The sequence below is a fragment of the Parageobacillus sp. NEAU-HV-2 genome (assembly GCF_059115485.1).
The window spans coordinates 30,281-53,577 of record NZ_JBXUJJ010000016.1 but is presented as its reverse complement, the minus strand read 5'-3'; the positions used below and the strand labels follow the sequence as shown (position 1 = coordinate 53,577).

24 protein-coding genes are annotated in these 23,297 nt (G+C 45.3%); 16 read left to right on the top strand and 8 right to left on the bottom strand.

Annotation, left to right across the window (positions count from 1 at the left end):
• From AC1WMD_RS17445 to AC1WMD_RS17430, 4 genes are all read left to right on the top strand, one after another.
• On the top strand, nt 1-1,143 hold a 1,143-nt coding region (locus tag AC1WMD_RS17445), incomplete at its 5' end, for a pre-toxin TG domain-containing protein (protein WP_494258105.1).
• A 28-nt stretch (nt 1,144-1,171) separates the two neighbouring features.
• Nucleotides 1,172-1,516, top strand: coding sequence for a hypothetical protein (locus AC1WMD_RS17440; protein WP_043903446.1), 345 nt, complete (start codon nt 1,172-1,174; stop codon nt 1,514-1,516).
• A gap of 194 nt (nt 1,517-1,710) precedes the next feature.
• Nucleotides 1,711-2,808, top strand: a complete 1,098-nt coding sequence (locus AC1WMD_RS17435; RefSeq protein ID WP_494258104.1) for an AHH domain-containing protein — start codon at nt 1,711-1,713, stop codon at nt 2,806-2,808.
• Nucleotides 2,808-3,368, top strand: a complete 561-nt coding sequence (locus tag AC1WMD_RS17430) for an imm11 family protein (protein WP_043903447.1) — start codon at nt 2,808-2,810, stop codon at nt 3,366-3,368. Before AC1WMD_RS17435 ends, AC1WMD_RS17430 begins: the two co-directional genes overlap by 1 nt.
• A gap of 105 nt (nt 3,369-3,473) precedes the next feature.
• On the opposite strand, the gene AC1WMD_RS17425 is transcribed toward AC1WMD_RS17430, so the two are convergent.
• From AC1WMD_RS17425 to AC1WMD_RS17410, 4 genes are all read right to left on the bottom strand, one after another.
• The gene (locus tag AC1WMD_RS17425; RefSeq protein ID WP_494258103.1) at nt 3,474-4,109 is read right to left on the bottom strand and encodes an ABC transporter permease; all 636 of its coding nucleotides are present in this window, start codon (nt 4,107-4,109) and stop codon (nt 3,474-3,476) included.
• 14 nt (nt 4,110-4,123) lie between these two features.
• Nucleotides 4,124-5,251, bottom strand: coding sequence for an ABC transporter ATP-binding protein (locus AC1WMD_RS17420; RefSeq protein ID WP_494258102.1), 1,128 nt, complete (start codon nt 5,249-5,251; stop codon nt 4,124-4,126).
• A gap of 29 nt (nt 5,252-5,280) precedes the next feature.
• Nucleotides 5,281-6,147: a glycine betaine ABC transporter substrate-binding protein gene (locus AC1WMD_RS17415; RefSeq protein WP_494258109.1), complete on the bottom strand. Its 867-nt coding sequence runs from the start codon at nt 6,145-6,147 to the stop codon at nt 5,281-5,283.
• A gap of 484 nt (nt 6,148-6,631) precedes the next feature.
• The gene (locus AC1WMD_RS17410; RefSeq protein WP_494258101.1) at nt 6,632-7,198 is read right to left on the bottom strand and encodes a hypothetical protein; all 567 of its coding nucleotides are present in this window, start codon (nt 7,196-7,198) and stop codon (nt 6,632-6,634) included.
• 449 nt (nt 7,199-7,647) lie between these two features.
• On the opposite strand from AC1WMD_RS17410, the gene AC1WMD_RS17405 reads away from it, so the two are divergent.
• The 7 genes from AC1WMD_RS17405 to AC1WMD_RS17375 all read left to right on the top strand — a co-directional run bounded on the left by AC1WMD_RS17405 (nt 7,648) and on the right by AC1WMD_RS17375 (nt 14,337).
• The gene (locus AC1WMD_RS17405; RefSeq protein ID WP_043903452.1) at nt 7,648-8,697 is read left to right on the top strand and encodes a DmpA family aminopeptidase; all 1,050 of its coding nucleotides are present in this window, start codon (nt 7,648-7,650) and stop codon (nt 8,695-8,697) included.
• Nucleotides 8,698-8,891: 194 nt separating this feature from the next.
• A complete protein-coding gene (cas6, locus tag AC1WMD_RS17400; RefSeq protein ID WP_494258100.1) occupies nt 8,892-9,641 on the top strand; it encodes a CRISPR-associated endoribonuclease Cas6 in 750 nt (249 codons plus the stop codon).
• A gap of 425 nt (nt 9,642-10,066) precedes the next feature.
• The gene (locus AC1WMD_RS17395; protein WP_043903454.1) at nt 10,067-10,273 is read left to right on the top strand and encodes a hypothetical protein; all 207 of its coding nucleotides are present in this window, start codon (nt 10,067-10,069) and stop codon (nt 10,271-10,273) included.
• 325 nt (nt 10,274-10,598) lie between these two features.
• Nucleotides 10,599-11,672: an ABC transporter ATP-binding protein gene (locus tag AC1WMD_RS17390; protein ID WP_043903455.1), complete on the top strand. Its 1,074-nt coding sequence runs from the start codon at nt 10,599-10,601 to the stop codon at nt 11,670-11,672.
• Nucleotides 11,662-12,459: an ABC transporter permease gene (locus tag AC1WMD_RS17385; RefSeq protein ID WP_043903456.1), complete on the top strand. Its 798-nt coding sequence runs from the start codon at nt 11,662-11,664 to the stop codon at nt 12,457-12,459. Before AC1WMD_RS17390 ends, AC1WMD_RS17385 begins: the two co-directional genes overlap by 11 nt.
• A gap of 4 nt (nt 12,460-12,463) precedes the next feature.
• Entirely contained in the window at nt 12,464-13,267 is an 804-nt protein-coding gene (locus tag AC1WMD_RS17380) for an ABC transporter permease (RefSeq protein ID WP_043903457.1), read from the top strand.
• Nucleotides 13,264-14,337 (top strand): ABC transporter substrate-binding protein, encoded by a 1,074-nt coding sequence (locus AC1WMD_RS17375; RefSeq protein ID WP_043903458.1) that lies wholly within the window; start codon nt 13,264-13,266, stop codon nt 14,335-14,337. Before AC1WMD_RS17380 ends, AC1WMD_RS17375 begins: the two co-directional genes overlap by 4 nt.
• Nucleotides 14,338-14,491: 154 nt before the next feature.
• Here AC1WMD_RS17375 and AC1WMD_RS17370 read toward each other — a convergent pair whose 3' ends face one another.
• From AC1WMD_RS17370 to AC1WMD_RS17355, 4 genes are all read right to left on the bottom strand, one after another.
• Nucleotides 14,492-15,148 (bottom strand): PspA/IM30 family protein, encoded by a 657-nt coding sequence (locus tag AC1WMD_RS17370; RefSeq protein ID WP_494258099.1) that lies wholly within the window; start codon nt 15,146-15,148, stop codon nt 14,492-14,494.
• Nucleotide 15,149: 1 nt separating this feature from the next.
• The gene (locus AC1WMD_RS17365; RefSeq protein ID WP_494258098.1) at nt 15,150-15,641 is read right to left on the bottom strand and encodes a hypothetical protein; all 492 of its coding nucleotides are present in this window, start codon (nt 15,639-15,641) and stop codon (nt 15,150-15,152) included.
• 222 nt (nt 15,642-15,863) lie between these two features.
• Nucleotides 15,864-17,237 (bottom strand): sensor histidine kinase, encoded by a 1,374-nt coding sequence (locus AC1WMD_RS17360; RefSeq protein ID WP_494258097.1) that lies wholly within the window; start codon nt 17,235-17,237, stop codon nt 15,864-15,866.
• Entirely contained in the window at nt 17,227-17,889 is a 663-nt protein-coding gene (locus tag AC1WMD_RS17355) for a response regulator transcription factor (protein WP_043903462.1), read from the bottom strand. The genes AC1WMD_RS17360 and AC1WMD_RS17355 overlap by 11 nt, the downstream gene beginning before the upstream one ends.
• A 178-nt stretch (nt 17,890-18,067) precedes the next feature.
• Between AC1WMD_RS17355 and AC1WMD_RS17350 the strand changes: the two genes are divergently transcribed.
• The 5 genes from AC1WMD_RS17350 (at nt 18,068) to AC1WMD_RS17330 (ending at nt 23,208) form a co-directional block, all read left to right on the top strand.
• Nucleotides 18,068-18,469: a PepSY-associated TM helix domain-containing protein gene (locus tag AC1WMD_RS17350; RefSeq protein WP_494258108.1), complete on the top strand. Its 402-nt coding sequence runs from the start codon at nt 18,068-18,070 to the stop codon at nt 18,467-18,469.
• A gap of 54 nt (nt 18,470-18,523) precedes the next feature.
• Entirely contained in the window at nt 18,524-19,729 is a 1,206-nt protein-coding gene (locus AC1WMD_RS17345; RefSeq protein WP_494258107.1) for a S1C family serine protease, read from the top strand.
• A 355-nt stretch (nt 19,730-20,084) separates the two neighbouring features.
• A complete protein-coding gene (locus tag AC1WMD_RS17340; RefSeq protein ID WP_494258096.1) occupies nt 20,085-20,645 on the top strand; it encodes an NfeD family membrane protein in 561 nt (186 codons plus the stop codon).
• Nucleotides 20,642-22,165: a flotillin lipid rafts scaffold protein FloT gene (gene floT / locus AC1WMD_RS17335; protein WP_494258095.1), complete on the top strand. Its 1,524-nt coding sequence runs from the start codon at nt 20,642-20,644 to the stop codon at nt 22,163-22,165. The genes AC1WMD_RS17340 and floT overlap by 4 nt, the downstream gene beginning before the upstream one ends.
• 122 nt (nt 22,166-22,287) lie before the next feature.
• Nucleotides 22,288-23,208 carry a diacylglycerol kinase gene (locus AC1WMD_RS17330; protein WP_043903467.1) on the top strand — a complete coding sequence of 307 codons (921 nt, stop codon included), beginning with the start codon at nt 22,288-22,290 and terminating at the stop codon, nt 23,206-23,208.
• Nucleotides 23,209-23,297 lie beyond the last annotated feature (89 nt).

Here is a 23,297-nt window from a genome sequence, read left to right as displayed (position 1 = left end):
TCTGCCGCTATCCAGGAGCTTACAGACGAACTGCTTCATTGGCTTCGCCGCTATGAGGAAAAGCTGAATGAAGCGGAGGAACTGCTGTATCGAACAGCCGCGGCAATGCGCCAGGCGGACCAAACGCTTGCCGATAATATGAGAGAATTCGGTCTGGAGCTTCTTGGCTGGTATGATGTGCAGCGATTGTTTGGAGAATACGATCCAGTGACTGGAGAACGGATTTCAGGATGGGGCCGACTGCTTGCGGGAGGAATGTTATTGGCTTCTTTTCTTCCTCCGGTCAAAGGAGCAGGCATCGCCGGCAAAGCGGGGATCAAAGGAGCGAAAGCAGCAGCGGATGTTTCCAAATTAGTCTCGCAAACGAGACATGTTCTCCGCTATGATAAAATTATGCCTGCCCTTCAAGCGGTGTACCGCCAAGCCGTAAAAGCGCCGATTAGCAATACGATCCGCTCGTTCAAAAAGCAATGGGACGACCTTCTTGATAGCGTTCCATCTGTTCAATGGCAGCCGGCATTTGCCGGGATAGGGCCAGTGTCAAGGACAGGGATACAGGAGACCGCGGAAGAAGCCACCAGCTCCGTGCGCTTTTCGATGAGTAAAGCAGTGGATGGGATGGTAGATAACGGGAATGCTATAGGTGATAGATTAGTAAAAAATAAGGCAGATATCATAGCAGAAAGAGCAAAAAATCTTGATTTAACCCCAAGGGAAACACCGTATAAGATTATGGGTAGTAAGAAAATGAAGATATTAAATGAAAAGGTCAAAAATAGAACAATAACACGAGAGGAATGGAAACAATTAGAATGGAATAAGAGGTTTAAACGAAGAAGGGATAGGGGTGTAGATAATTTTTGGGAACAAGAAAAAGTTCGGGTAATGAACGGTAATTCAACTAGAAATTGGACACCAGAACAAATCAAAGACATTTTGAATGGAAATATACCAAAACACAATGGTAAGCCTATCATTGGTCATCATACATATAGTGCTTCTAAGTATCCACAAATAGCTGACAAAGGGGAAATTATTTACCCAGTTACTTTTAGAGAACACTTGTATCGTTGGCATGGTGGTAATTATCGAGATAGTCTTCCTGGGAGACCAATAAACGATTCAATTCCAAATGATTTTTAATCGTTGATATTGGAAGGAGGTTAATGAATTGTCAAAAATACTAGTATTACTAGACAAAAATACTGTTCAAACAAAGCATTTAGCAATGGTAAAAAAATATACTAATTTAGGTCTTGGTGATATAAAAAATAGAATAGAGAATAGTAGTCCCATTTTTGAATGTGACTTATTCAAAGATGAGGATGATGACGCTAAACTTGAGAAACTCATTACTGATTTAAAAAATAATGGAGTGAAGATAAAAATTTACGAAGAAGAAATATCGAGTGATAAGGAAGTTTCTATTAAGTATTTAATGAACAGGTTAAACAGATTTAAAGAAATTCAAGCTCAAAATGAGTTGTTAGATGACCTTATGTACGGCGATGATTGATACTCCTATAGATCACCCCAAACGAGTAATTACTCGTCTGGGGTTTTTATTTGCTTAACCGCTTTACAATGTAATAATAGTACACATTGAAGTAACGTGTGCGTCCATCTGCATATTTACACTATCGCGGATGATCCTTCTTATTAGCGAAGCAGGAAAATCCTCCAAATTGGCACAAGATAAGAGAAGTTGTAATGATTGCGATTCGAGTCAAGCCAGAAGAGCTGGAAGTAGTAGCAAAACATATCCCCGATGCGGAAGACGCCTGCTGTCGCGCACGGACCTCGCTTTCCTGGGAACTCCCCTCTTTAGTGATGGAGATTACCGGCATCGGTTCTGCCGCTATCCAGGAGCTTACAGACGAACTGCTTCATTGGCTTCGCCGCTATGAGGAAAAGCTGAATGAAGCGGAGGAACTGCTGTATCGAACAGCCGCGGCAATGCGCCAGGCGGACCAAACGCTTGCCGATAATATGAGAGAATTCGGTCTGGAGCTTCTTGGCTGGTATGATGTGCAGCGATTGTTTGGAGAATACGATCCAGTGACTGGAGAACGGATTTCAGGATGGGGCCGACTGCTTGCGGGAGGAATGTTATTGGCTTCTTTTCTTCCTCCGGTCAAAGGAGCAGGCATCGCCGGCAAAGCGGGGATCAAAGGAGCGAAAGCAGCAGCGGATGTTTCCAAATTAGTCTCGCAAACGAGACATGTTCTCCGCTATGATAAAATTATGCCTGCCCTTCAAGCGGTGTACCGCCAAGCCGTAAAAGCGCCGATTAGCAATACGATCCGCTCGTTCAAAAAGCAATGGGACGACCTTCTTGATAGCGTTCCATCTGTTCAATGGCAGCCGGCATTTGCCGGGATAGGGCCAGTGTCAAGGACAGGAATACAGGAGACTGTGGAAGAAACCACCAGTTCCGTGCGCTTTTCGATGAGTCAAGTCGGGGATGGAGTGATTGAGAATGGAACGGGTGGTGTTGCCAAGGGTACGGGTAAACCTTTACAAAAACATCATTATGCTACTAATAAAAGTAAAAAATATACTCCACAAATAGAGGCTATAACGAAAAAATACGGACTAGATTTGGATGACGTTTGGAATATAGAATTACTACCACATCAGGGAAGACATCCAAATGCTTATCACGAGTATGTGTTAAGCAATATTAGAACTTTTGATAAAATAGCTAAGGGGGATAAAAGGAAATTTTTGAGATTATTCGAACAATTAAAACAGGAAATTAGAAAGAACCCGGAGATGCTTTATAAAGATTATTGGAGGAAGAAATAATGAGATTTTATAAGTTGCTAATGGATGATAGTGATGATAGAGATGTAGTAGCATACTGTATAGATACAAAGGGATTTGAACAATATGAATTATCGGAAGGGAAGTATATTCATAATTGGAATAGCGACATCACCTTTTACTTTGACCCTAAAGAAGGAGAAAGATTAACAGATTATTTAGCAAACAATTTAGGGTGGTTTATAGTTTCTGAAAGATTTAAAACGATTTTAGAGGAAGTAGATGATGGTATACAATATCTGCCTATAAATGTAGTGAATAAAGGTGAAAACAAAATTTTAAAAGGTTTTTCAGTAGCTAACATTTTGAATGTTGTTGATGCATTAAACTTAGAAAATTCAGATTATAGTGTATTTGAACTTGATGGTGAAAGTATATATAGTATAAAAAAATATGCTTTATGTAAGGAGGCGATACAATCAAAGCATATTATTAAACTCAAGGGTGATGAAATTCCAATATTCATATCAGAAGAACTTAGAGAATTAATAGAGGAAAATAATATAACAGGATGTGACTTTTTAGAAGTTAAAGTAATCTAAATATAGGTATTTTATACGGAAATAAGGCTCTGACTCATGGACGAACAGTGACAGGCACTGTTTGCTATGAAAAAGAGGAAGGAATACGGCCTTCCTCGTTTTTTGCTATGATTTTAAGCCTTTTGGTGTTACTTTATTTTCTAGCTTCCGCAATAAAAGATCAAATAAAATCGCTAAAATCGCTGCTGGGATGGCACCGGCCAAAATCAAATTTTTATCGGCGATCCGCAGTCCGCGGTCAATGAGATCGCCTAAGCCGCCGGCGCCGATAAAGGTTGCGAGCGCCGCCACGCCGATCGTCAAGACAGTAGCCGTTCGTACGCCTGCCATAATCACTGGCAAGGAAAGGGGGAGCTCGACCATCCATAAAATTTGCCGCGATGTCATTCCCATTCCTCGGCCGGCATCGACAAGCGCGGGATCGACGCCAAGGATGCCTGTGTACGTATTGCGCAAAATCGGAAGCAGTGCATATAACGTTAACGCAATAATAGCCGGCAGTTTCCCGATTCCAAAGATCGGAAGCATAAATCCTAACAAAGCGAGGCTTGGAATCGTTTGAATAATAGCAGCGATGCCAATGATCGGTTCAGCCAGTTTTTTATATCTTGTCAGGACAATGCCAAGCGGAACAGCGACTAAAATCGCAATGATCATTGCGATTCCGGAAAGCAAAATATGTTCTTGGAAAGCGATCCAAATCTCTTGTTTTCGTTCTATCAATGTGTTTAGCAAATCCATTTCTCATCCCACCTTCACGGTTGCTTTTGAAACTCCCATTCCGCCAGCCCGCGCATCATGCTCGATCTCGTGATGACGCCGACAAGACGATCCCCGTCCAATACAGGGATGGCGCTGACGTTCCGTTGCTGGAAAATTTCCGCGACGTCCGTCACATCAGCATCCTTTGTTAGTGTCGTCACATCGAAATCAGTGATGTCGACCACAAGGAGATGTTCCTGATGATAATGTTTTTCTAGTTCTTTTAATGTCACGACACCAAGAAAGGATTGCTTTTTATCCGTAACGATTAAGCTGTCTACTTTTTTCTCTTTCATAAACCGGAAGGCCTCGGCCAATCCGCGCTTCGGCGATACCGTGGCAATGGAATGGGACATTAAGTCTTCCGCCGTCGGCACGGCTGTCTTTCTTTGTGCCAGACGGTTCTCTCCAATAAAGTCGCGCACGAATGAGTTGACAGGCCGGCGCAAAATTTGATCCGGCGTAGCAAATTGCACGATTTCCCCGTCTTTCATAATCGCAATGCGGTTGGCAATTTTAATTGCTTCATCCATATCATGGGTGACAAACACAATTGTCTTTTGAATTTCTTCCTGCAATTTTAAAATATCCTCTTGCAGCTGTTCACGGCTGATCGGATCGAGCGCGCTAAACGGCTCATCCATCAAAATGATGTCAGGCTCTGCGGCAAGGGCACGAATAACGCCGACCCGCTGCTGCTGGCCACCGCTAAGTTCCGATGGGTAGCGATGTTTAAACGTCGCTGGATCTAATCCGACAAGATCGAGCAGTTCGTCAACCCGTTTTTGATAGGCGGACGGCTCCCATTTTTTCAGTTTCGGCACTAAAGCGATATTTTCCGCAATCGTCATATGAGGGAACAGCCCGATTTGCTGGATGACATAGCCAATGTTGCGTCGCAATTCCACTGGATTCATTTTTGCAATGTCCTGCCCGTCAATGTATATCGTTCCAGACGTCGGTTCAATCAGGCGGTTAATCATCCGCATCGTCGTCGTTTTTCCGCATCCGCTTGGCCCGATTAAAGTGACCAATTCTCCTTTTTGAATTTCGAGATTAATATTTTTTAATGCGACAAAACCGTCGTCATATTGTTTCCATACGTTTTCAAAGCGAATCATCTTCATCCCACCTTTGCTATGAGAAAACATTAATCTATCAATCCTTCTGCTTTCAAAAAGTCAATGGCCACTTGTTTTGGACTTTTTCCTTCCATATTTACTTGCGCGTTGAGTTCCATCATTTTTTCATCAGTTAAAACACCTTCGAGTTTATTCAAAGCTTTCTCCAATCTAGGGTTGGCATCAAGCGCTTCTTGACGGATAATCGGCACAGCGTGATAAGGCGGGAAGTAGTGTTTGTCATCTTTCAGCACAACGAGGTTGTATTTTTTAATGCGTGCATCGGTCGTATAGGCGGTAATGATATCGATATCGCCGTTTTTTGCCGCTTCATACTGCAAGTCAGGATCGATGTTGGTAGTTTTCTTAAACTTAAAGCCGTATGTCTCAACTAACCCGTCATACCCGTCGCTCCGCTCAAAAAATTCCGCATCGGAGCCGAATACAAGCTGATCAGATTTCTTGGCGAGGTCGGAGTACGTTTTTACGCCCAGTTTGTCGGCAAGTTCTTTGCGCATTGCGAGGGCGTAAGTGTTGTTAAAGCCGAGCGGCTTCAGCCATGTGATGTTAAACTTTTCTTTATACTGCTTTTTCGTTTCTTCATAAATTTCTTCCGGTGTTTTCGATGGGTCGTATTTGTTTTTTAAGATGTTTAAGTAACCAGTACCCGTATATTCCACGTATAAATCGACATCTCCCTTTTCAATGGCTTGCTGCAGCATAAACGCGCCGCCCAAACTATCTTCCACTTCCACGTCTAAATCAGTGTTCGCCTTCAAATATTCAGCAAGCAAGTGGGTTAAAATCACCTGTTCGGTAAACTTTTTGCCCGCAACAACAATTTTCCCTTTCTCCGCTTTTTCGCCAGCTCCGCAGGCGGTTAAAGTGAATAGCATGGCAGCGGATAAAAATAGAAACAGGCATTTTCGCAATGAAATTCCTCCTTTATGTTATTGTGCATACGTTATTGATATAGATTGTGCTGAAGTGATGTGCAGTGGCAAGGAGAGGCCATAAAATGGGAATAACGGGTGAAAACAGTTGTAATAATATCGTATCGTCAATTGGATGTTGTTTACAAGTTTGGTATAGAGCTATATCTTTGCATATTTACGGATTTGCCATACTGACTCAGGAGCAGATTCCGTATTCTTAGAAATGCTCCGATATACTCCCGTATCCTTAAAATTCGATAGGAATTATGGGGAAGAAAACAAACATAAAATAAGGGATGGCAGCACAAAATGTGAAAATGCCATCCCGAGTTTGTTGGCAACTTTTATCATTCTTGATCCATCAATCGTCGGCCATTCTTTGCCATACGTGTATGTAAAAATAAAGCGGCATGGCGCCTAGAAGCGTCATACCGCTTACAACATTTTACGGGCTAACTAACCGTTGCAACACGCTTTCGACTTTAAAAACGCGGTTGTTGAGAACTTGTATGCCGGATTCATGGTCACGGAGAATCGGGAGGACTTGATCGTCAAGCATGGTGGTAAGATGGGTGGCTTTTCCTTTCAGCTCGTGGATATCAAGAGAGAGTGCGTCATACTTTGCGGTGAGGACTTCCTGACCATGGCGGACAGCTTCGGTGATCGCTTTTGTTTCGCTGATTTTTTCGTCGAGAACAACGATGGAGTTTTCTACGTTTGTTAAGCGTTCTTTCACGACGGTCATGTCTTTTTCCAAGGCGGACAATCGTTCTTCCATGTTGGATACTCGACCTTCGAGATTAGACAATCGTTCTTCAACGGCAGACACTCGCCCTTCAACGGCGGTCAACCGTTCTTCAACAGCAGACACCCGCTCCTCAACGACAGTCAACCGCTCTTCGACACGACTCATCCGCTTTTCCAATTTGTCGACACGACTGCTTAACGTTTGGATGTCGTTGCGCGTGAGTTTTACCTCTTGGAGAATTTCTTGCAGCAGCGTCTCTACCATGTTTTCACCTGGTTACTAAAATCTATAAAAATCGACTCATCGCGATGGAACCAGGAAACATCGCTTGCCGCCCGGATTCTCACCGAGTTCCATCAGGAAGGGAATCCCCTTGTCATTCACCTGTTGTGAAAGACACCCCGTGGCTCGCTGTCAGCGACGGCATCTGTCGTGCACCATTCCTTCCATCGGTCAGTACACGACAACGATTTTAGCAACCGAGTCTACACCTCCTTTATCCCTCATTATACATCAAACATTCCGACAAACTCTATGTCGAATGGAATAGGTTTTTAGTATATTTATTGTAAATAATTGGATACAATAAAAGTTAAATGAATTGTTAAACTAAAGAGTTTCATCTTGCCTCGACGAAAGAGGATGTCAGAATTATCTAAAAAAACGAAACGGATAGGTGGTTGTCCCTTAAAACTAACAGGAGGAATAAAGGGATGAGAAAAAAGATTCGGGAATTAGGTATCGAAATTGGATCGATGGAAACGGGAAAACACAATCAAATTACTGATGTTCCCGGAGTTAAGGTAGGACATGTAACATTAAAGAAAGAATTGGATGAAAAGACGGTCATTCGAACAGGAGTTACAGCTATTCTTCCTCATGGGGATAATATTTTTTTAAAAAAGGTGCCTGCTTCGTGTTTTGTTTTAAATGGATTTGGGAAAACAGCGGGATTAGTTCAAGTGGAAGAGCTAGGGGTTATAGAATCACCGATTATGCTTACGAATACGTTCAGTGTGGGCACAGTCTGGCAAGGGACATTGGAATATTTAATGGAACAAAATCCAGAAATAGGAGATACGACTAGTTCAGTGAATATCGTAGTAGGTGAATGCAATGACAGCTATCTAAACACGGTTCATTTTCCTGCCATCGAAAAAGAACATGCAAAACTAGCGATAGAGCGGGCTGTTTTTCATGTCGAAGAAGGTGCGGTAGGCGCAGGCACTGGTACGATGTGTTTCGGCTATAAAGGGGGAATTGGCAGTTCTTCGCGAATCATCTGTGGAGGGAATTACAGCGTTGGAGCATTGGTTCTCAGCAATTTTGGCAAAAGGGAAGAGTTGCGCATTGCACAATATCGAAAACCCTCATTTGATGAAACAGAAATTCCGGCTGGTTCTATTATGATTATTGTTGCGACAAATGCACCTTTGAGTGCTCGTCAGTTGAAGCGGCTGGCAAAACGGGCAGCCTTCGGGCTTGCTCGGACGGGAAGCCATATTCACCATGGAAGCGGAGATATCATCATCGCGTTTTCGAACGGATACACTATCCATCACTTTTCCGAGTCATCTTATTATCAGCTTCCGCCGCTCATCCGCGATGATGATCCATTGATGAATGAGCTGTTTCAAGCAGCCATCGAGTCAACGGAAGAAGCTATCTTAAATTCATTGACAATGGCAGAAACGACAACCGGGCGGAACGGGCGAATTGGCGAAGGCATTCCTTATGATATTTTCAAAAAAGGATATAAATAATGAAGTAGAATTTGCCGTCAGGTTATTGGAAACATACGTGGGCAGAGCATAAACTTGTTGAAGAGTGAAAAGAAATTAAGATATGAATACGTCCTTTTTCCTTTTATCATAAATGATATTTTATGAAAAGGTTTTGGGTGCTGCTTTAGAAAGAAACAGATGCCATTCTAATTTTTAGGGAAAGCAGGGAAACAATGCGATTGACGATTACAATGAGTGGACGTGATCATACGATTACACTTCCACTACATTATCAACAACAACTGCAAGGGTTATTGTATCGTTCTTTGCAAAATCCAACATTCGCTCATTTTTTGCATGAAATCGGATTCCATAAGGAGAAGCGGTCGTTTAAGCTCTTTACGTTTAGCCGCCTTTTCGGTTCCCATCAATTAGATCAAAAGCGTAAAACGATCACGTTTTACGATGAGTTTCATTGGCATATCGGCACCGTATTGCCGGAATTGACGCAAGAGCTTAGGGAATATTTATTACTCTGTTCGGATGTGCAACTTGGTGGGCAGGCGGTAGAGGTGAAACGAATTGATGTGGACAACCGTGAAATCAAAGGGAGAGAGATTGAAATAGAGATGTTGTCGCCTTTAACCGTTTACAGCACGTATGAAACAGTGGATAGAAGAAAAAGAACACAGTTTTTTGGCCCTGGTGATGAGGTATTTGCTCATTTAATCGAATTGAATTTTCGCCATAAATTCGAAGCATATTATGGGGTACCGCCACAAGAGCGGTTGTTTATTGAGCCGATTCATGTGACAAAAAAGCATAAAGTTGTCGCTGTTTTTAAGGGATTTTACATTACGGCTTGGCTTGGACGTTACCGACTCCATTCGTCTACAGGCAACTTAACCTTTTTGTATCGCGTCGGTATTGGCGGACGAAACTCCCAAGGTTTTGGCATGTTTCGCCTTCTTTCTGAACGCTAATTACTTCGTTTGTTTGTCGTCGTCTCTAAATCGTGCAAAAATCTCAGGGGGATCGACGACGCTTTCTTGTTTGACTCTCTCCTTACAGCCATCAGTATCTCGTGTATTAACGGAATTTTCGAAATGAATTATACTGGATGTAGGTCATTTTCCAACATGTTGGTATATCAACGTTTTTGGGTTTTTATCGTACCTATAAGGAATTGAAACTGCCACGATGGACTGGCGATTCCTGGCCAGTCGTGTGGATCGATATGCGAATATGATATTCGAATCCTTGTCACAGTCGAACAAATTCGTGAACGAAGCGATCATTCGGCAAATGATCTAGGAAGGCCTGGAAGAAGGGATCAAACTTGGCCGGATGAACCGGGAAATCCGCTTGAGTTTACCGTTAGCGATGAATGAACTGGGGGTGAAAAAACATGAACATTTACGAAGTGATTCATCTGATTCAAAACAGGGACAACATAGACAAGCTGGACGAAATTTTTTGCCGATGGTACTTTCAAACGTCAGTGATCACGCCGGATGTGAAAGCAGAGGTCAAGAAAGCGGCCGTCGAAATGATGCAGATAGGCGAAACAAAACTTTATTCGTACATTTTAGACATCTATGGTGTGAAATCGTGAACATATGGACAGATTAAGTTTTTATCGTATCTATGAGGAATTGAAATCTGTTTGACCACAGATCATGAAATATTACAGATATGTTTAAGGAATACCCCTCTTTGTTCCTTCTCTCTATCACTGCTCATTATGCCCTTCTGTGGACTTGCATCCCTGTTTCTTCTAGTGCATCGCTAGTAAAGAAACGAGTTTTTTATTTGGAAAAATTTCGTTGCACTTTTCCCGCACGCGTGTTCTAATAATGGTGAATAGAAAATTAAGAAGAGTTTGTCTTTTGGAAAGAGCAGGAGAGGAAATTTTTATTTTGCGATGAGGAGTGACACAGATGGGAAAAGATGCGATCATCCGCTTTGAGCGGGTGACGAAATTATATGACGGGCAAGTCGTGTTAGATGATATCAGCTTTGATATCGAACGCGGAAAGTTCTATACGCTGCTTGGGCCGTCGGGATGCGGAAAAACGACGATCCTGCGTTTAATTGCGGGGTTTATCGAACCGACGGAGGGGACGATTTATTTTCATGGGAAACCGGTCAATCACGTTCCGGCCAATAAGCGGCAGGTCAATACGGTATTTCAAGATTACGCCTTGTTTCCGCACTTGAACGTATTTGAAAACGTGGCGTTCGGGTTGCGGATCAAAAAGAAAAAACAAACGGAGATTCGAGAAAAGGTGATGGAAGCGCTTCGGTTTGTCAATTTGGAAGGATACGAGAATCGAAGTGTGCAAGAAATGTCTGGCGGACAGCGGCAGCGGGTGGCGATTGCGCGCGCGATCGTCAACGAGCCGGAGGTGCTTCTGCTCGATGAGCCGTTGTCGGCGCTCGATTTGAAACTGCGCACAGAAATGCAGTATGAACTGCGTGAGCTGCAGCGCCGCTTAGGAATTACGTTCATTTTTGTCACGCACGATCAAGAAGAGGCATTGGCGATGTCCGATCAAATTTTTGTCCTGAACAAAGGGAAGATTCAGCAAAGCGGCACGCCGAAAGAAATTTATGATGAACCGGTCAACCGCTTTGTCGCTGATTTTATCGGGGAGTCCAACATTTTGCGCGGAGTCATGATCGAAGACTTTCTTGTCGAATTTGCCGGCAAGCGGTTTACGTGCGTGGATAAAGGATTTCGGCCGAATGAACCGGTCGATGTCGTCATCCGTCCGGAAGATTTGGAAATTACGACGCGCGGCCAAGGAAAGCTGCAAGTGCGCGTCGATTCGCAGTTGTTCCGCGGCGTACACTACGAGCTGTGCTGTTATGACGAGGATGGCAATGAGTGGCTTGTCCATTCGACGAAAAAAGCGGAAGTAGGGGAAGAAATCGGTCTCTACTTTGACCCGGAGGCGATTCACGTCATGCGCATCAGTGAAGATGATGGTGGGCGATCCGATGAAAACTAATGTGCGCAACGTTTATTTATTGCCGTATGTTGTTTGGATTGTGCTGTTTGTCATCGCGCCGATTCTGTTGATCGTGTATTACTCCTTTTTTGATATTGAAGGAAAGTGGACGTTTTCCAATTATAAAACGTTTTTTACGCCGATTTATTTAAAAATGGCGGCGAGTTCCGTTTGGTACGCGTTGTTGGTGACGTTCTTTTCCTTGTTGATTGCTTATCCGGCCGCGTACGCGCTGACAAAAACGAAGCATAAACAGCTTTGGCTGCTTCTTCTGATTTTGCCGACATGGGTGAACTTATTATTAAAAGTCTATGCGTTTCTCGGTATTTTCGGCACGTACGGATTGGCAAATGCCATATTGGCGGCGCTCGGCATTGGCGCTAAGCAAATTTTGTTTACCGATTTTAGCTTTGTGTTCGTATCGGTGTATATTTTTATTCCGTTTATGCTCTTGCCGATTTTTAATGCGCTTGAGGAATTGAACCCATCTTTGCTCGATGCGGCGCGCGACTTAGGCGCTTCGGCATGGACGACGTTTCGCCGCGTTGTGTTTCCGCTGACGCTCGATGGAGTTAAAGCAGGGTGTCAGGCGGTGTTTATCCCGTCGTTGTCCTTGTTTATGATCACAAGGCTTATTGCCGGAAACCGCGTGATTACGCTTGGCACGGCGATTGAAGAACATTTTCTTGTCACGCAAAATTGGGGTATGGGCTCGACGATTGCCGTGTTTTTGATTATCGCCATGGCAGTCGTTGTCGCTGTGACAGGAAACCGGAAGCGAGGATGAAGCGATGCGAAGCAATCACAAATGGGGAAAAGTATATTTAGCAGTGGTATTTGTCATTTTGTACATGCCGATTGTGTATTTAATTTACTATTCCTTTAACAGCGGCGGTACGATGCATGATTTTGAAGGCGTGACGCTAGATTGGTATAAAGAAGTTCTCCATGATACACGGCTATGGATTATTGTGCTGAATACGATCACCATCGCCCTTTTGTCATCGGCGATTTCCACGATTCTTGGCGTAATGGGGGCATTGGCAATTTATTACGTAAAAAGCCAGCAAATGAAGCAAGTATTATTGACGTTAAACAACGTGCTGATTGTCAGTCCCGATGTCATCATCGGTGCCTCGTTTTTAATTTTGTTTACGATTGTCGGCATTCAGCTTGGGTTTACCTCTGTCTTATTATCCCACATCGCGTTTAGCGTGCCGATTGTTGTACTCATGGTGCTGCCGAAACTGCAAGAAATGAGTCCGACGTTGATCGATGCGGCGCGCGATTTAGGGGCGAATCAATGGGATGTACTGACGAAAGTCGTCCTGCCGTATATTACTCCCGGGATTTTTGCCGGCTTTTTTATGGCGTTGACGTATTCGCTCGATGATTTTGCCGTCACTTTTTTTGTGACGGGAAACGGTTTTTCTACGCTGTCAGTAGAAATTTACTCGCGGGCGCGCCAAGGTATTTCGCTGTCGATTAACGCGCTGTCGGCGCTGTTGTTTTTACTGACGATTGCGCTTGTTATTGGCTATTACTTCATCAGCCAAAAAAGCGCTGTATCCGGAATGGGGGGACGGCGTAGATGAAAAAACTGACCATCTTTTTTGTCGCTGTATTTGGCGCCGCGCTTTTGCTTTATTATGCTTCGCTTGCATTGAATCGGTCGGAAGGCTATGCGGGCGGGAATACGCTGACCGTTTATAACTGGGGCGACTATATTGATCCGGCACTGATTAAAAAATTTGAAAAACAAACCGGTCTCAAAGTAATTTACCAAACGTTTGATTCCAATGAAGCAATGATGGCGAAAATCGCTCAAGGCGGCGCGACGTTTGATGTCGCCGTGCCGTCGGAATATGCGGTCAGCAAAATGAAAGAGGACGGTCTGCTTATTCCGCTCGATCATTCCAAGTTGCCAAACTTGAAATATATCAACCCGCGTTTTTTGAACTTGTCTTTCGATCCTGGAAACCGCTATTCCGTTCCGTATTTTTGGGGAACGGTCGGCATCGTCTATAATCCGAGCATGCTTGGCGGCAAAAAAATCACGAGTTGGAATGATTTGTGGGATCCAGATTTGCGCAATCAAATTTTATTAGTAGATGGAGCGCGTGAAGTCATCGGCATGGGGCTTAACAGCCTGCATTATTCGCTGAATGATACAAACAAAGAGCATCTCCAAGAAGCAAAAGAAAAATTGGACCGCCTTGTGCCGAATGTCAAAGCGATTGTCGGTGATGAAATTAAAATGCTTTTGGCCAATGAAGAGGCCGCCATTGGCGTCGTCTGGTCGGGGGACGCGGCGGAAATCATCGCGGAAAATGATAAGCTTGATTACGTCGTGCCGAAGGAAGGCTCGAATTTATGGTTTGACAATATGGTCATTCCAAAAACGGCAAAAAATATTGAAGGAGCGCACGCGTTCATTAACTTTATGCTCGATCCGAAAAACGCGGCGCAAAATGCCGAGTATGTCGGCTATTCGACACCGAATGAAAAAGCGCTGGATTATATGCCGAAGGAGATCACCGAAGATAAACGGTTTTATCCGGATTTTGACTCGATCGGAAATTTGGAAGTGTACGAGAATTTAGGGAAACGGATGCTGGCGTATTACAATGAGCTGTTTTTGCAGTTTAAAATGCATCGGAAATAAAGGAGATTTGGAGAATTGAAGCAGTTTAAAAAGACGTGGTTTATTGACGGCGTATGGGCAAGCGATGATGGGGTCATACCGTCCGCTGCTCTCCTAAATATATCCATCCCCCTTGCCAAAAGCGGCAAGGGGGTAATCTATATAAAAAGGGGGGTTACACGTTTTTCGTTTGCGCTTCTTTCCATTTGGCCAGTTCGTTTTCTACCTCTTCTTCCAAAGAGAAAGGAAAGGAGTGTTTAGAAGCCAAGAAGCGGCGGGCGGCGGCTGCTTCCGCTTCTAACGCGAGGACGCCCTCTTCCATGCGCGCGAACCCACGCAGCGCATGATCGGGACGAAATGATGCGAGGGTGGCATCGATTTGTTTCAGCGCGTTAGCGGCGTTGGCGCGTGCGATCAATTCCAATTGTTTTGCCGAAAGCTCTTCGTGTTTTTCTTGCAGCTGTTTTAATTGTTCCACCATGTATGCGGTTTTTTCTTTCACCGTTTCGTATTGTTGCTCATAGGTGGATAATTTTTTCTCATACAATAGTTTTTCCCGCAGCGCGAGCTTCGCCATTGCTTCTTCGTTCCGTTCGAGCGCGAGCGTTGCTTGGCGGGATCTTTTTTCAACGATCGCTTTTGTCTGCGCGATCAACGTTTCATAGCGCTGCTGGGCGAGCAGTTGCTGAGCGAGCGCTTGCTGGCCTTGATGAATATGTTCCTCGAGCTCGCGCAAGTATTGTTTCGTCATGGTGACCGGATCCTCCCATTGGTCAACCAGTTCGTGCATCTCGGCAAGTATGACGGTTTTTACGCGGTGAAAAAGCCCCATGTTACTGATCCTCCTTTTTTATGTTCTTTTCCCATTCGTCTAAAATATGTGCGGTTTGGATGGGCGGCGCTGGCCATGTTCCGATCGGGCCTGTCTGCATCTTTTGACGTTTTGCCAGGAGATAAGCGGCGCCAAACGCCAGCGGAACGAGCAGCCATTTCGGCAGCAAGCCAATCAGGCCCCATACCATTAACGCCAATCCTAGCCATTGAAGAGGCCCTTTTCCTTTCCACCATATCCAGCCGCTAAGAAGCAAAGCCAGGTGGAAAAGGAATGGAAAGATCCGAAACATCATCCATCCATTGAACATCATCATATGGTCTCGTGGACCTTGAAAGGCAAAATGATGATGCCCGGCAAACGGTCCGTAATGACGAGGCATGTCCATATCGAAGACGAATAGGGGCCTTCCAAACAACAATGGCATCATATGCATCATCCCGTAGATTGCAATAATCGATACGACAAGCAGGACGGCTGTTCTTTTTTTCATGCACATTCTCACCTCCTTTTTCCATATTGTGTGGGCGGTGTTGCGGCGTTTGGCTTGTCCGCGAATAACGTCACAGCACTTAGAAAAGATCGCGGACACGGACGCCGAGGGAATTTCTCCTTTGTACAGTTTGCATTGTAAGAAACAAAAGAGAAAATTAGGTGAAAAAACAAAAGCAAAAAATTTTTTATAAAAAAAGCGCCTTCCATGATTGGAAGACGTTTAACACGGGATTTTGACGATGAACTCGCTTCCTTTGCCGACTTCGCTTTGCACGTCAATCGTGCCGCCGTGCGCATCGACGATCCATTTGGCGATCGCCAGGCCGAGCCCATGGCCGCCTTGTTGGCGCGAGCGTGCTTTGTCGACGCGGTAGAAACGGTCAAAAATGCGGCCGATGGCTTCAGGAGGAATGCCGATTCCCGTATCTTTTACGGAGATCGTCAGCCGTTTCTGCTGCTTCCAAGGTTCCAGGCGAAGAGATAAAGCGACCTCGCCGTGTTTAGGAGTGTATTTGATCGCGTTGTCTAGCAATATATATAAAAGCTGTGTCAGTTTGTCGGCATCGGCGGTAATGACGACCGCTTCCGGAGCGTGAAGGTGCATCTTGATTTGCTTTTTCGCCGCTAACTCGGATAATAGCTGAAGCGTGCGTTCGGCGTGCGGGCGGAAATCAAACGTTTCTTTGACCAACTGCAAGGAGGCGTGTTTCGCATCGGCGCGCGCCAACGTCAATAAGTCATTGATGAGTTTTGTCATCCGTTTGAGTTCTTCGTGAAGACGTGTCAACAGCTTGTGTGCAAGTTCGTGTTTCGTCACTTCTTCTTCCATCGCAAGCGCTTCGACAGAGGAGAAAATGACGCTAAGCGGCGTCCGAAGTTCGTGGGAGGCGTCGGCGACAAACTGCCGCTGGCGGTCATACGCCTCTTGGACAGGGATGAGCGCCCGCTTCGACATAAAATAACTTAATGCAACGGCGACGCCAATAAATAAAACAGCCAGACCGATCAATACGGCCAACAGCCAGCGAAAGACGCTAAAAAAGGAGGTGACGTCCATGCCGACATACAAGATGCCAAAAATCTCTCCATGCAGAACAACGGGACGGGCGGCGGTCAACAGCCGCAATTCATGGGAATGAAGGCGGGCAAACGCGGGCATCTGTTCAGGCATATCCACCGTTACATAGGTTGGGGCATGTTCATTCACCCTTGATTCTTGCAAGGCTTTTAACAAAAACGGCCTCATATATTTGTTGACCTCATCTCCGGCAATAAGCTGTCCATTCATATCGACGAGATAAAAAAAGAATTGATCTTCACTTAAGAAAATGATGCTTTCTTTATCAAAAACGTCAAAAACGTCGAAATCACTTTGTTTCCGCAGGAATTGTTCCACTGCTTTTTTTTCTTGATCGGCCAGGCTGGTGATCCGCCGTTCTTGATCATTGGTGGCAACCAGATAAAAAAGAAAAGCGGCAATTGCGATGAATAAGGCGAGAAACATCATAAAAATACCGCTGTATAATGCCGTCAAACGCCATTGTGTGCGGCGAAACAGGTCGATGTTTTCGGTTTTCCGCAATTTATTTATCAATTTTATATCCCACCCCGCGCACCGTTTGAATGACCTCGCCTTTTAGTTTTTTTCGTAATAGTTTAATGGTGGCGTCAATCGTTTTCATCGAGACGTCTGCATCCCATCCCCATACGCGGTCGAGGATCGTTTCACGCGGCACGACATGGCCTCTGTTTTGCAAAAGGAGATCCAATACTTGAAATTCACGCGGGGTTAATAATATTTCTTCTTTGCCGTGGTAAAGGGTATGGCTCGTTCGATTCAACACGAAGCCATGGAAGTGCACGATGTCTTCCTGAAGCGGCACGAACGTGCGCCGCGCCAGCGCTTTGAGGCGGGCCATCAGTTCGTCGATTTCAAACGGTTTGACGAGATAATCATCGGCGCCAGCTTCTAAGCCTTCGACGCGGTCTTGCACCGCATCTTTTGCCGTCAGCATCAGAATGGCGCCGGTGTAGCCATTTTTCCGCAGCCGCTTGCAAATTTCCACCCCATCCCCGTTTGGCAGCATCCAGTCCAGCACCAATACGTCATAAAACGTAGCGAGCGCGTAATCGTATGCCTCTTCTCCTTCCTGCACCCAGTCGATGTGGTCAACCCCTTTTTTCTTTAGCAGGTGAACGATTAATTCTCCTAGGTATAAGTCATCTTCGGCAAGAAGAATTTTCATCGCCTTTCCTTCCTTTCTTCTTTCCGTTTCTCTTTATCAACATCATAGCAGATGTGAATGAAAAATAGATGAAAAGGAAAAACGTTGTAACAAAAATTGATTTTTCACCATATTTTCACTTTTCCTGCTTACACTGTTTGTCGACAAGGTTACAAGGAGGAATTGAATCGTGAAACGAATGAGGCAAGCGCATTTATGGATAGGATTAATTACGTCTATTTTCTTGTTAATGGAGGCGGTGACAGGGCTTTTGCTGGCAGAGCCGTGGCTGATTGGCCAGCAAGAAAGGGGAGAACATCGCGAATTCCTTTCCCCGAATTCATCGGCACCAGAGCATTTCAACAATTTTCAAGAGGGCAGGCAGATGCGGGAAGCGGTCGGGCAAGCATTGTCGCTTGCTGGTATCATCCGCGGGCTGCATGAGGGAAGACTGGGCTCCTTCAACGTTAAATGGGCGATTGATATCGCCGCTGTGGCAATTATTTTATTAACGCTGTCAGGAATTTATTTGTCGCTTCGATTGCTTGTGGCACAGCGCCATCGCAAAAGAAAACGGTCATTGCCTGTCGCTACGGAATAAAAGAGATATAGCACGGAATAAAACAGATATAGAAAGGAGAAAGGAACGATGGATATGAATATGATGCCATACGAACCACAAACCGTTCGATCACCGAAAAGAGGCCGTTTCTTTTCTTGGCTCGCCGCTTCGTTTGCTGGGGCGGTGCTTGGCAGCGCGATCACGTTATACGCTGCGCCGATGATCGGCATTTCGTCTCCTTCGTCATCTGCAGGAGAAACGAAACAAACCAGCACTTCTACAGAGGCGCTCCCGCTGCAGCCGACGAAAAGTGTGTCCAATGATATGGTAACTGCAATTGAGAACGTTACGGATGCCGTCGTTGGTGTCGTGAACATTCAAAAGCAGGAAGATTTCTTTTCGAATCGTACAGAAGACCAGGAAGCGGGAACTGGCTCGGGAGTCATTTTCAAAAAGGATGGAAATACCGCGTATATTGTTACGAACAACCATGTGATTGAAGGGGCGAACAAAGTAGAAGTATCGATGGCCGATGGAAAAAAGGTGAAAGCGGAGATTGTAGGCGCCGATCCGTTAACCGATTTAGCAGTATTAAAAATTGACGGCAGCCGCGTCACCAAAGTAGCAAGCTTCGGCGACTCGTCCAAGTTACGGATCGGGGAGCCAGTCGCGGCGATCGGCAATCCGCTTGGTCTCGATTTGTCGCGGACCGTGACGGAAGGAATTGTGAGCGGCAAACGAACGATTTCCGTGTCTACTTCTGCTGGCGAATGGGAGCTAAACGTGATTCAAACCGACGCTGCGATTAACCCGGGTAACAGCGGCGGCGCGTTGATTAATAGTGCTGGGCAAGTGATTGGGATTAACAGTTTAAAAATTTCTGAAACAGGAGTGGAAGGATTAGGATTTGCCATTCCAAGCGAAGATGTCAAGCCGATTGTGGAACAGCTGATGCAATACGGGAAGATAAAGCGTCCGTATCTTGGCGTGCAGCTTGTGGATGTCGCCGATCTTTCTGATGAGGTGCGAAAAGAACAGTTGCAATTGCCAGAAAGTGTAACGGCAGGAGCGGCGGTGGCAGCGGTAGAACCGTTCTCTCCAGCTGCGGATGCGGGACTTCGATCGAAAGATGTCATCGTCGAAATTGATGGGCAAAAGGTAGACAGCGTCAGCGCGTTGCGAAAATATTTATATACGAAGACGAAAATTGGTGAGAAAGTGACGGTTGTCTTTTATCGCAATGGCGAAAAGAAAACAGCTTCTATTACATTGCGCGCGAGAGGGGACAGCGAATCATAATGATGCTTATGCCTGTTCGCATTGGACGAACAGGCTCTTTTTAGAAGCAACAAGACCGACATTAGCACCTTTCAATATGGGTGATTTATTATGTCGGGGTGATGACCTTTGTAAAAGAAACCATCAAACGGTCCTATTCCTTTGGACTGATTGTTGCCGTTCCTTTATAGTTAAAGGGATTGGCGAAAATGAAAAGAGCAGGTACCGTTTACTTGCAGCAAACGGTGCTTTTCTTTTTATGAGAAAAGAGGAAATATGAGGGAAATTGTCGAAATTATGTATAAAAAAACAATGAAACTAAAGTAAGATGCCTTTCGTATGATAAGGTAAATGATGAGGGAAGGAGGAAACGGGGGTGTTCGGCTATCCGTTGGAAACGGTGTATCTCGCTGTCTTGATTGTGAGCGGGAGCTTGACGCTTTTGTATATTTTCTTCAGCGATGTGGTCGATGGCGTTTTCGAGCTACCCGACCATCCGTTATTTAGTCCGCAGCTCGTTTTATCATTTTTCACAGTTGGCAGCGCATCCGGTTTTTTGTTAGAAAGATATACGGAGCTATCTGCTTGGTTGATTGCGGCGATGAGCGGGGGAATTGCACTCATTATTGTATTGCTTTTGCATTTTTTCGTTTTTATTCCGCTTCGGTCGGCAGAGACATCGCTAAACTATTCCGATACGGACTTAGAAGGTGCGCTTGCTAAAGTAATCGTCACCGTTCCGCGCGATGGATTTGGCGAAATTTTATTGCCGCGTAAAAGCGGCGCGATTTCGAAAGCAGCCAAAAGCATGAACAACGAGGAAATTGCCTCCGGAACGGAAGTGATCATTGTGAAAATGGAAAACGGCGTCGCCGTGGTGGCGAAGCACGATCCATATGATATTTCATCATTACATAAAGGGGGATATATGGAATGACGCCTTTGTTAGTGGTCATTGGAGTGGTTGTGCTGCTCCTTCTCGGATTAATCGCTATTTTTGTCACCCGTTACCGTACGGTTGGGCCGGATGAGGCGCTCATTGTAACAGGCAGTTATTTAGGAAGCAAAAATGTGCATGTCGATGAATCCGGCAATAAAATTAAAATTGTCCGCGGCGGCGGCACGTTTGTCCTGCCGATTTTCCAGCAGGCGGAACCGCTTAGCTTGCTTTCTATTAAACTAGACGTGCAAACGCCGGAAGTGTATACGGAACAAGGTGTGCCTGTCATGGCGGACGGTGTGGCCATCATTAAAGTCGGCAGTTCGATCGGCGAGATTGCCACAGCGGCGGAACAATTTTTAGGAAAAACACGCCAGGATATGGAAAATGAAGCGAAGGAAGTGTTAGAAGGGCATCTTCGTTCCATTCTCGGTTCGATGACGGTTGAGGAAATTTACAAAAACCGCGATAAATTTTCGCAAGAAGTGCAGCGCGTCGCCTCGCAAGACTTGGCGAAAATGGGGCTTGTCATCGTTTCGTTTACGATTAAAGATGTGCGCGATAAAAACGGCTATTTAGACGCGCTTGGAAAACCGCGCATTGCCCAAGTAAAGCGCGATGCCGATATCGCGACGGCGGAAGCGGAGAAAGAAACGCGCATTAAACGTGCGGAAGCGGATAAAGAAGCGCGCAAAGCGGAGCTTGAGCGCCTGACGGAAATCGCCGAGGCGGAAAAAATCAATCAATTGAAGCTTGCCGAATTCCGCCGCGAACAAGATATTGCCAAAGCGCGCGCCGATCAGGCGTACCATTTGGAAGAAGCAAAAGCGAAACAAGAAGTCACTGAGCAGCAAATGCAAATTAAAATTATCGAGCGGCAAAAACAAATCGAGCTCGAAGAAAAAGAAATTCTGCGCCGCGAACGGCAATATGACTCGGAAGTGAAGAAAAAGGCGGACGCCGAACGCTATGCGATCGAACAGGCCGCAGCGGCAGAAAAAGCGAAGTTAATGGCCGAAGCGGACGCGCAAAAATACCGGATCGAAGCGATGGCGAAAGCGGAAGCGGAGCGCATCCGCCTCGATGGGTTGGCAAAAGCGGAAGCGGAAAAAGCCAAAGGGGAAGCCGAAGCAGAAATTATCCGCCTGAAAGGTTTGGCGGAAGCCGAGGCAAAACAAAAAATCGCCGAAGCGTTCGAACGTTATGGTCAAGCGGCGATTCTCGACATGATTATCAAAATGCTTCCAGAATACGCGAAACAAGTGGCGAGCCCGCTTGCCAACATCGATAAAATTACGATTGTTGATACGGGTTCTAATAGCACAAACGGTGGCGCGAACCGCATTACCGGCTATGCGACCAATTTAATGGCCAGCCTGCAGGAAACATTGAAAGCTTCCACGGGGATCGATGTGAAACAATTGCTAGAAAACTTTGCGGCGAAAGGAAATGTGGAACCGCCAAGTGCCCAAGCGAGTGAAGACGCGGCGGAGCAACGGAAAACAGCAGGGCAATAATTGAAAAGGGCTGAGAGATCAGCCCTTTCTTGATGGAAAGACGTCATCGTTGCAACTACTGGGCAATTCGGCTATTATGTTAAATAGTGGAATTGACATTAATAAAGTAGGATGATGAAACGATGAAGCGTGCAAGGATCATTTACAATCCAACGTCAGGTCGGGAATTATTTAAACGGCATTTGCCGGAAGTATTAGTACAATTGGAAAAAGCGGGATATGAAACATCATGCCATGCGACGACAGGGGCGGGAGACGCGACGGAAGCGGCCCGCAAAGCGGTCGAGCGCGAATTTGACTTAGTGGTGGCTGCTGGCGGGGACGGAACGATCAACGAAGTCGTCAACGGGATTGCCGATCAAGATTATCGTCCAAAACTTGGCATTATTCCGGTCGGCACGACGAACGATTTCGCCCGCGCGATCGGCGTGCCGCGTTCGATTGAAGGGGCATGCGACATTATCGCCAACGGAGAAGCTGTTCCGATCGATATCGGCTGCGTCATGAATGAAGGAAAAACCCGCTATTTTATTAATATTGCCGGCGGCGGCCGTTTAACCGAACTAACCTATGAAGTGCCAAGCAAATTAAAAACAATGCTCGGTCAGCTTGCTTACTATTTAAAAGGAATTGAAATGCTTCCGTCGATCAAGGCGACAGAAGCGCGCATTGAATATGACGGCAAAGTGTTTGAAGGCGAAATTATGCTTTTTTTAGTGTCGCTGACGAACTCGGTCGGCGGTTTTGAAAAGCTGGCGCCGGATTCGTCTTTGAATGACGGCATGTTTGATTTAATTATTTTAAAGAAAACGAATTTGGCCGAGTTTATTCGGCTTGTAACGCTCGCGGCGCGCGGCGAACATATTAATGACCCAAATCTCATTTACACGAAAGCAAACCGCATTAAAGTGATGTCGCCGATGCAGTTAAATTTAGACGGAGAGTTCGGCGGCATGCTTCCGGGGGAATTCGTCAATTTGTACCGGCATTTGGAAGTATTTGTATCTAAAGAAAAAGCAGAGCAAATGAGGACAGGGTACTAACCCCTGTTCTCTTTTTGTGTCGCACAGAATTGTGTGTTACAATCGTGACAGCACTGTGTGGACGACGGATACTGATTACACTTAATATG

Excerpts from the sequence above, each read along its gene's own strand:
- AC1WMD_RS17395 (WP_043903454.1), top strand. The coding sequence starts at position 10,067 with ATGAACATTTACGAAGTGATTCATCTGATTCAAAACAGGGACAACATA.
- AC1WMD_RS17415 (WP_494258109.1), bottom strand. The coding sequence starts at position 6,147 with ATGCTATTCACTTTAACCGCCTGCGGAGCTGGCGAAAAAGCGGAGAAA.
- AC1WMD_RS17410 (WP_494258101.1), bottom strand. The coding sequence starts at position 7,198 with ATGGTAGAGACGCTGCTGCAAGAAATTCTCCAAGAGGTAAAACTCACG.
- AC1WMD_RS17365 (WP_494258098.1), bottom strand. The coding sequence starts at position 15,641 with ATGAAAAAAAGAACAGCCGTCCTGCTTGTCGTATCGATTATTGCAATC.
- AC1WMD_RS17330 (WP_043903467.1), top strand. The coding sequence starts at position 22,288 with ATGAAGCGTGCAAGGATCATTTACAATCCAACGTCAGGTCGGGAATTA.
- floT (WP_494258095.1), top strand. The coding sequence starts at position 20,642 with ATGACGCCTTTGTTAGTGGTCATTGGAGTGGTTGTGCTGCTCCTTCTC.
- AC1WMD_RS17390 (WP_043903455.1), top strand. The coding sequence starts at position 10,599 with ATGGGAAAAGATGCGATCATCCGCTTTGAGCGGGTGACGAAATTATAT.
- AC1WMD_RS17425 (WP_494258103.1), bottom strand. The coding sequence starts at position 4,109 with ATGGATTTGCTAAACACATTGATAGAACGAAAACAAGAGATTTGGATC.
- AC1WMD_RS17375 (WP_043903458.1), top strand. The coding sequence starts at position 13,264 with ATGAAAAAACTGACCATCTTTTTTGTCGCTGTATTTGGCGCCGCGCTT.
- AC1WMD_RS17345 (WP_494258107.1), top strand. The coding sequence starts at position 18,524 with ATGAATATGATGCCATACGAACCACAAACCGTTCGATCACCGAAAAGA.
- cas6 (WP_494258100.1), top strand. The coding sequence starts at position 8,892 with ATGCGATTGACGATTACAATGAGTGGACGTGATCATACGATTACACTT.
- AC1WMD_RS17385 (WP_043903456.1), top strand. The coding sequence starts at position 11,662 with ATGAAAACTAATGTGCGCAACGTTTATTTATTGCCGTATGTTGTTTGG.
- AC1WMD_RS17430 (WP_043903447.1), top strand. The coding sequence starts at position 2,808 with ATGAGATTTTATAAGTTGCTAATGGATGATAGTGATGATAGAGATGTA.
- AC1WMD_RS17355 (WP_043903462.1), bottom strand. The coding sequence starts at position 17,889 with ATGAAAATTCTTCTTGCCGAAGATGACTTATACCTAGGAGAATTAATC.
- AC1WMD_RS17435 (WP_494258104.1), top strand. The coding sequence starts at position 1,711 with ATGATTGCGATTCGAGTCAAGCCAGAAGAGCTGGAAGTAGTAGCAAAA.
- AC1WMD_RS17350 (WP_494258108.1), top strand. The coding sequence starts at position 18,068 with ATGAGGCAAGCGCATTTATGGATAGGATTAATTACGTCTATTTTCTTG.
- AC1WMD_RS17380 (WP_043903457.1), top strand. The coding sequence starts at position 12,464 with ATGCGAAGCAATCACAAATGGGGAAAAGTATATTTAGCAGTGGTATTT.
- AC1WMD_RS17405 (WP_043903452.1), top strand. The coding sequence starts at position 7,648 with ATGAGAAAAAAGATTCGGGAATTAGGTATCGAAATTGGATCGATGGAA.
- AC1WMD_RS17370 (WP_494258099.1), bottom strand. The coding sequence starts at position 15,148 with ATGGGGCTTTTTCACCGCGTAAAAACCGTCATACTTGCCGAGATGCAC.
- AC1WMD_RS17420 (WP_494258102.1), bottom strand. The coding sequence starts at position 5,251 with ATGATTCGCTTTGAAAACGTATGGAAACAATATGACGACGGTTTTGTC.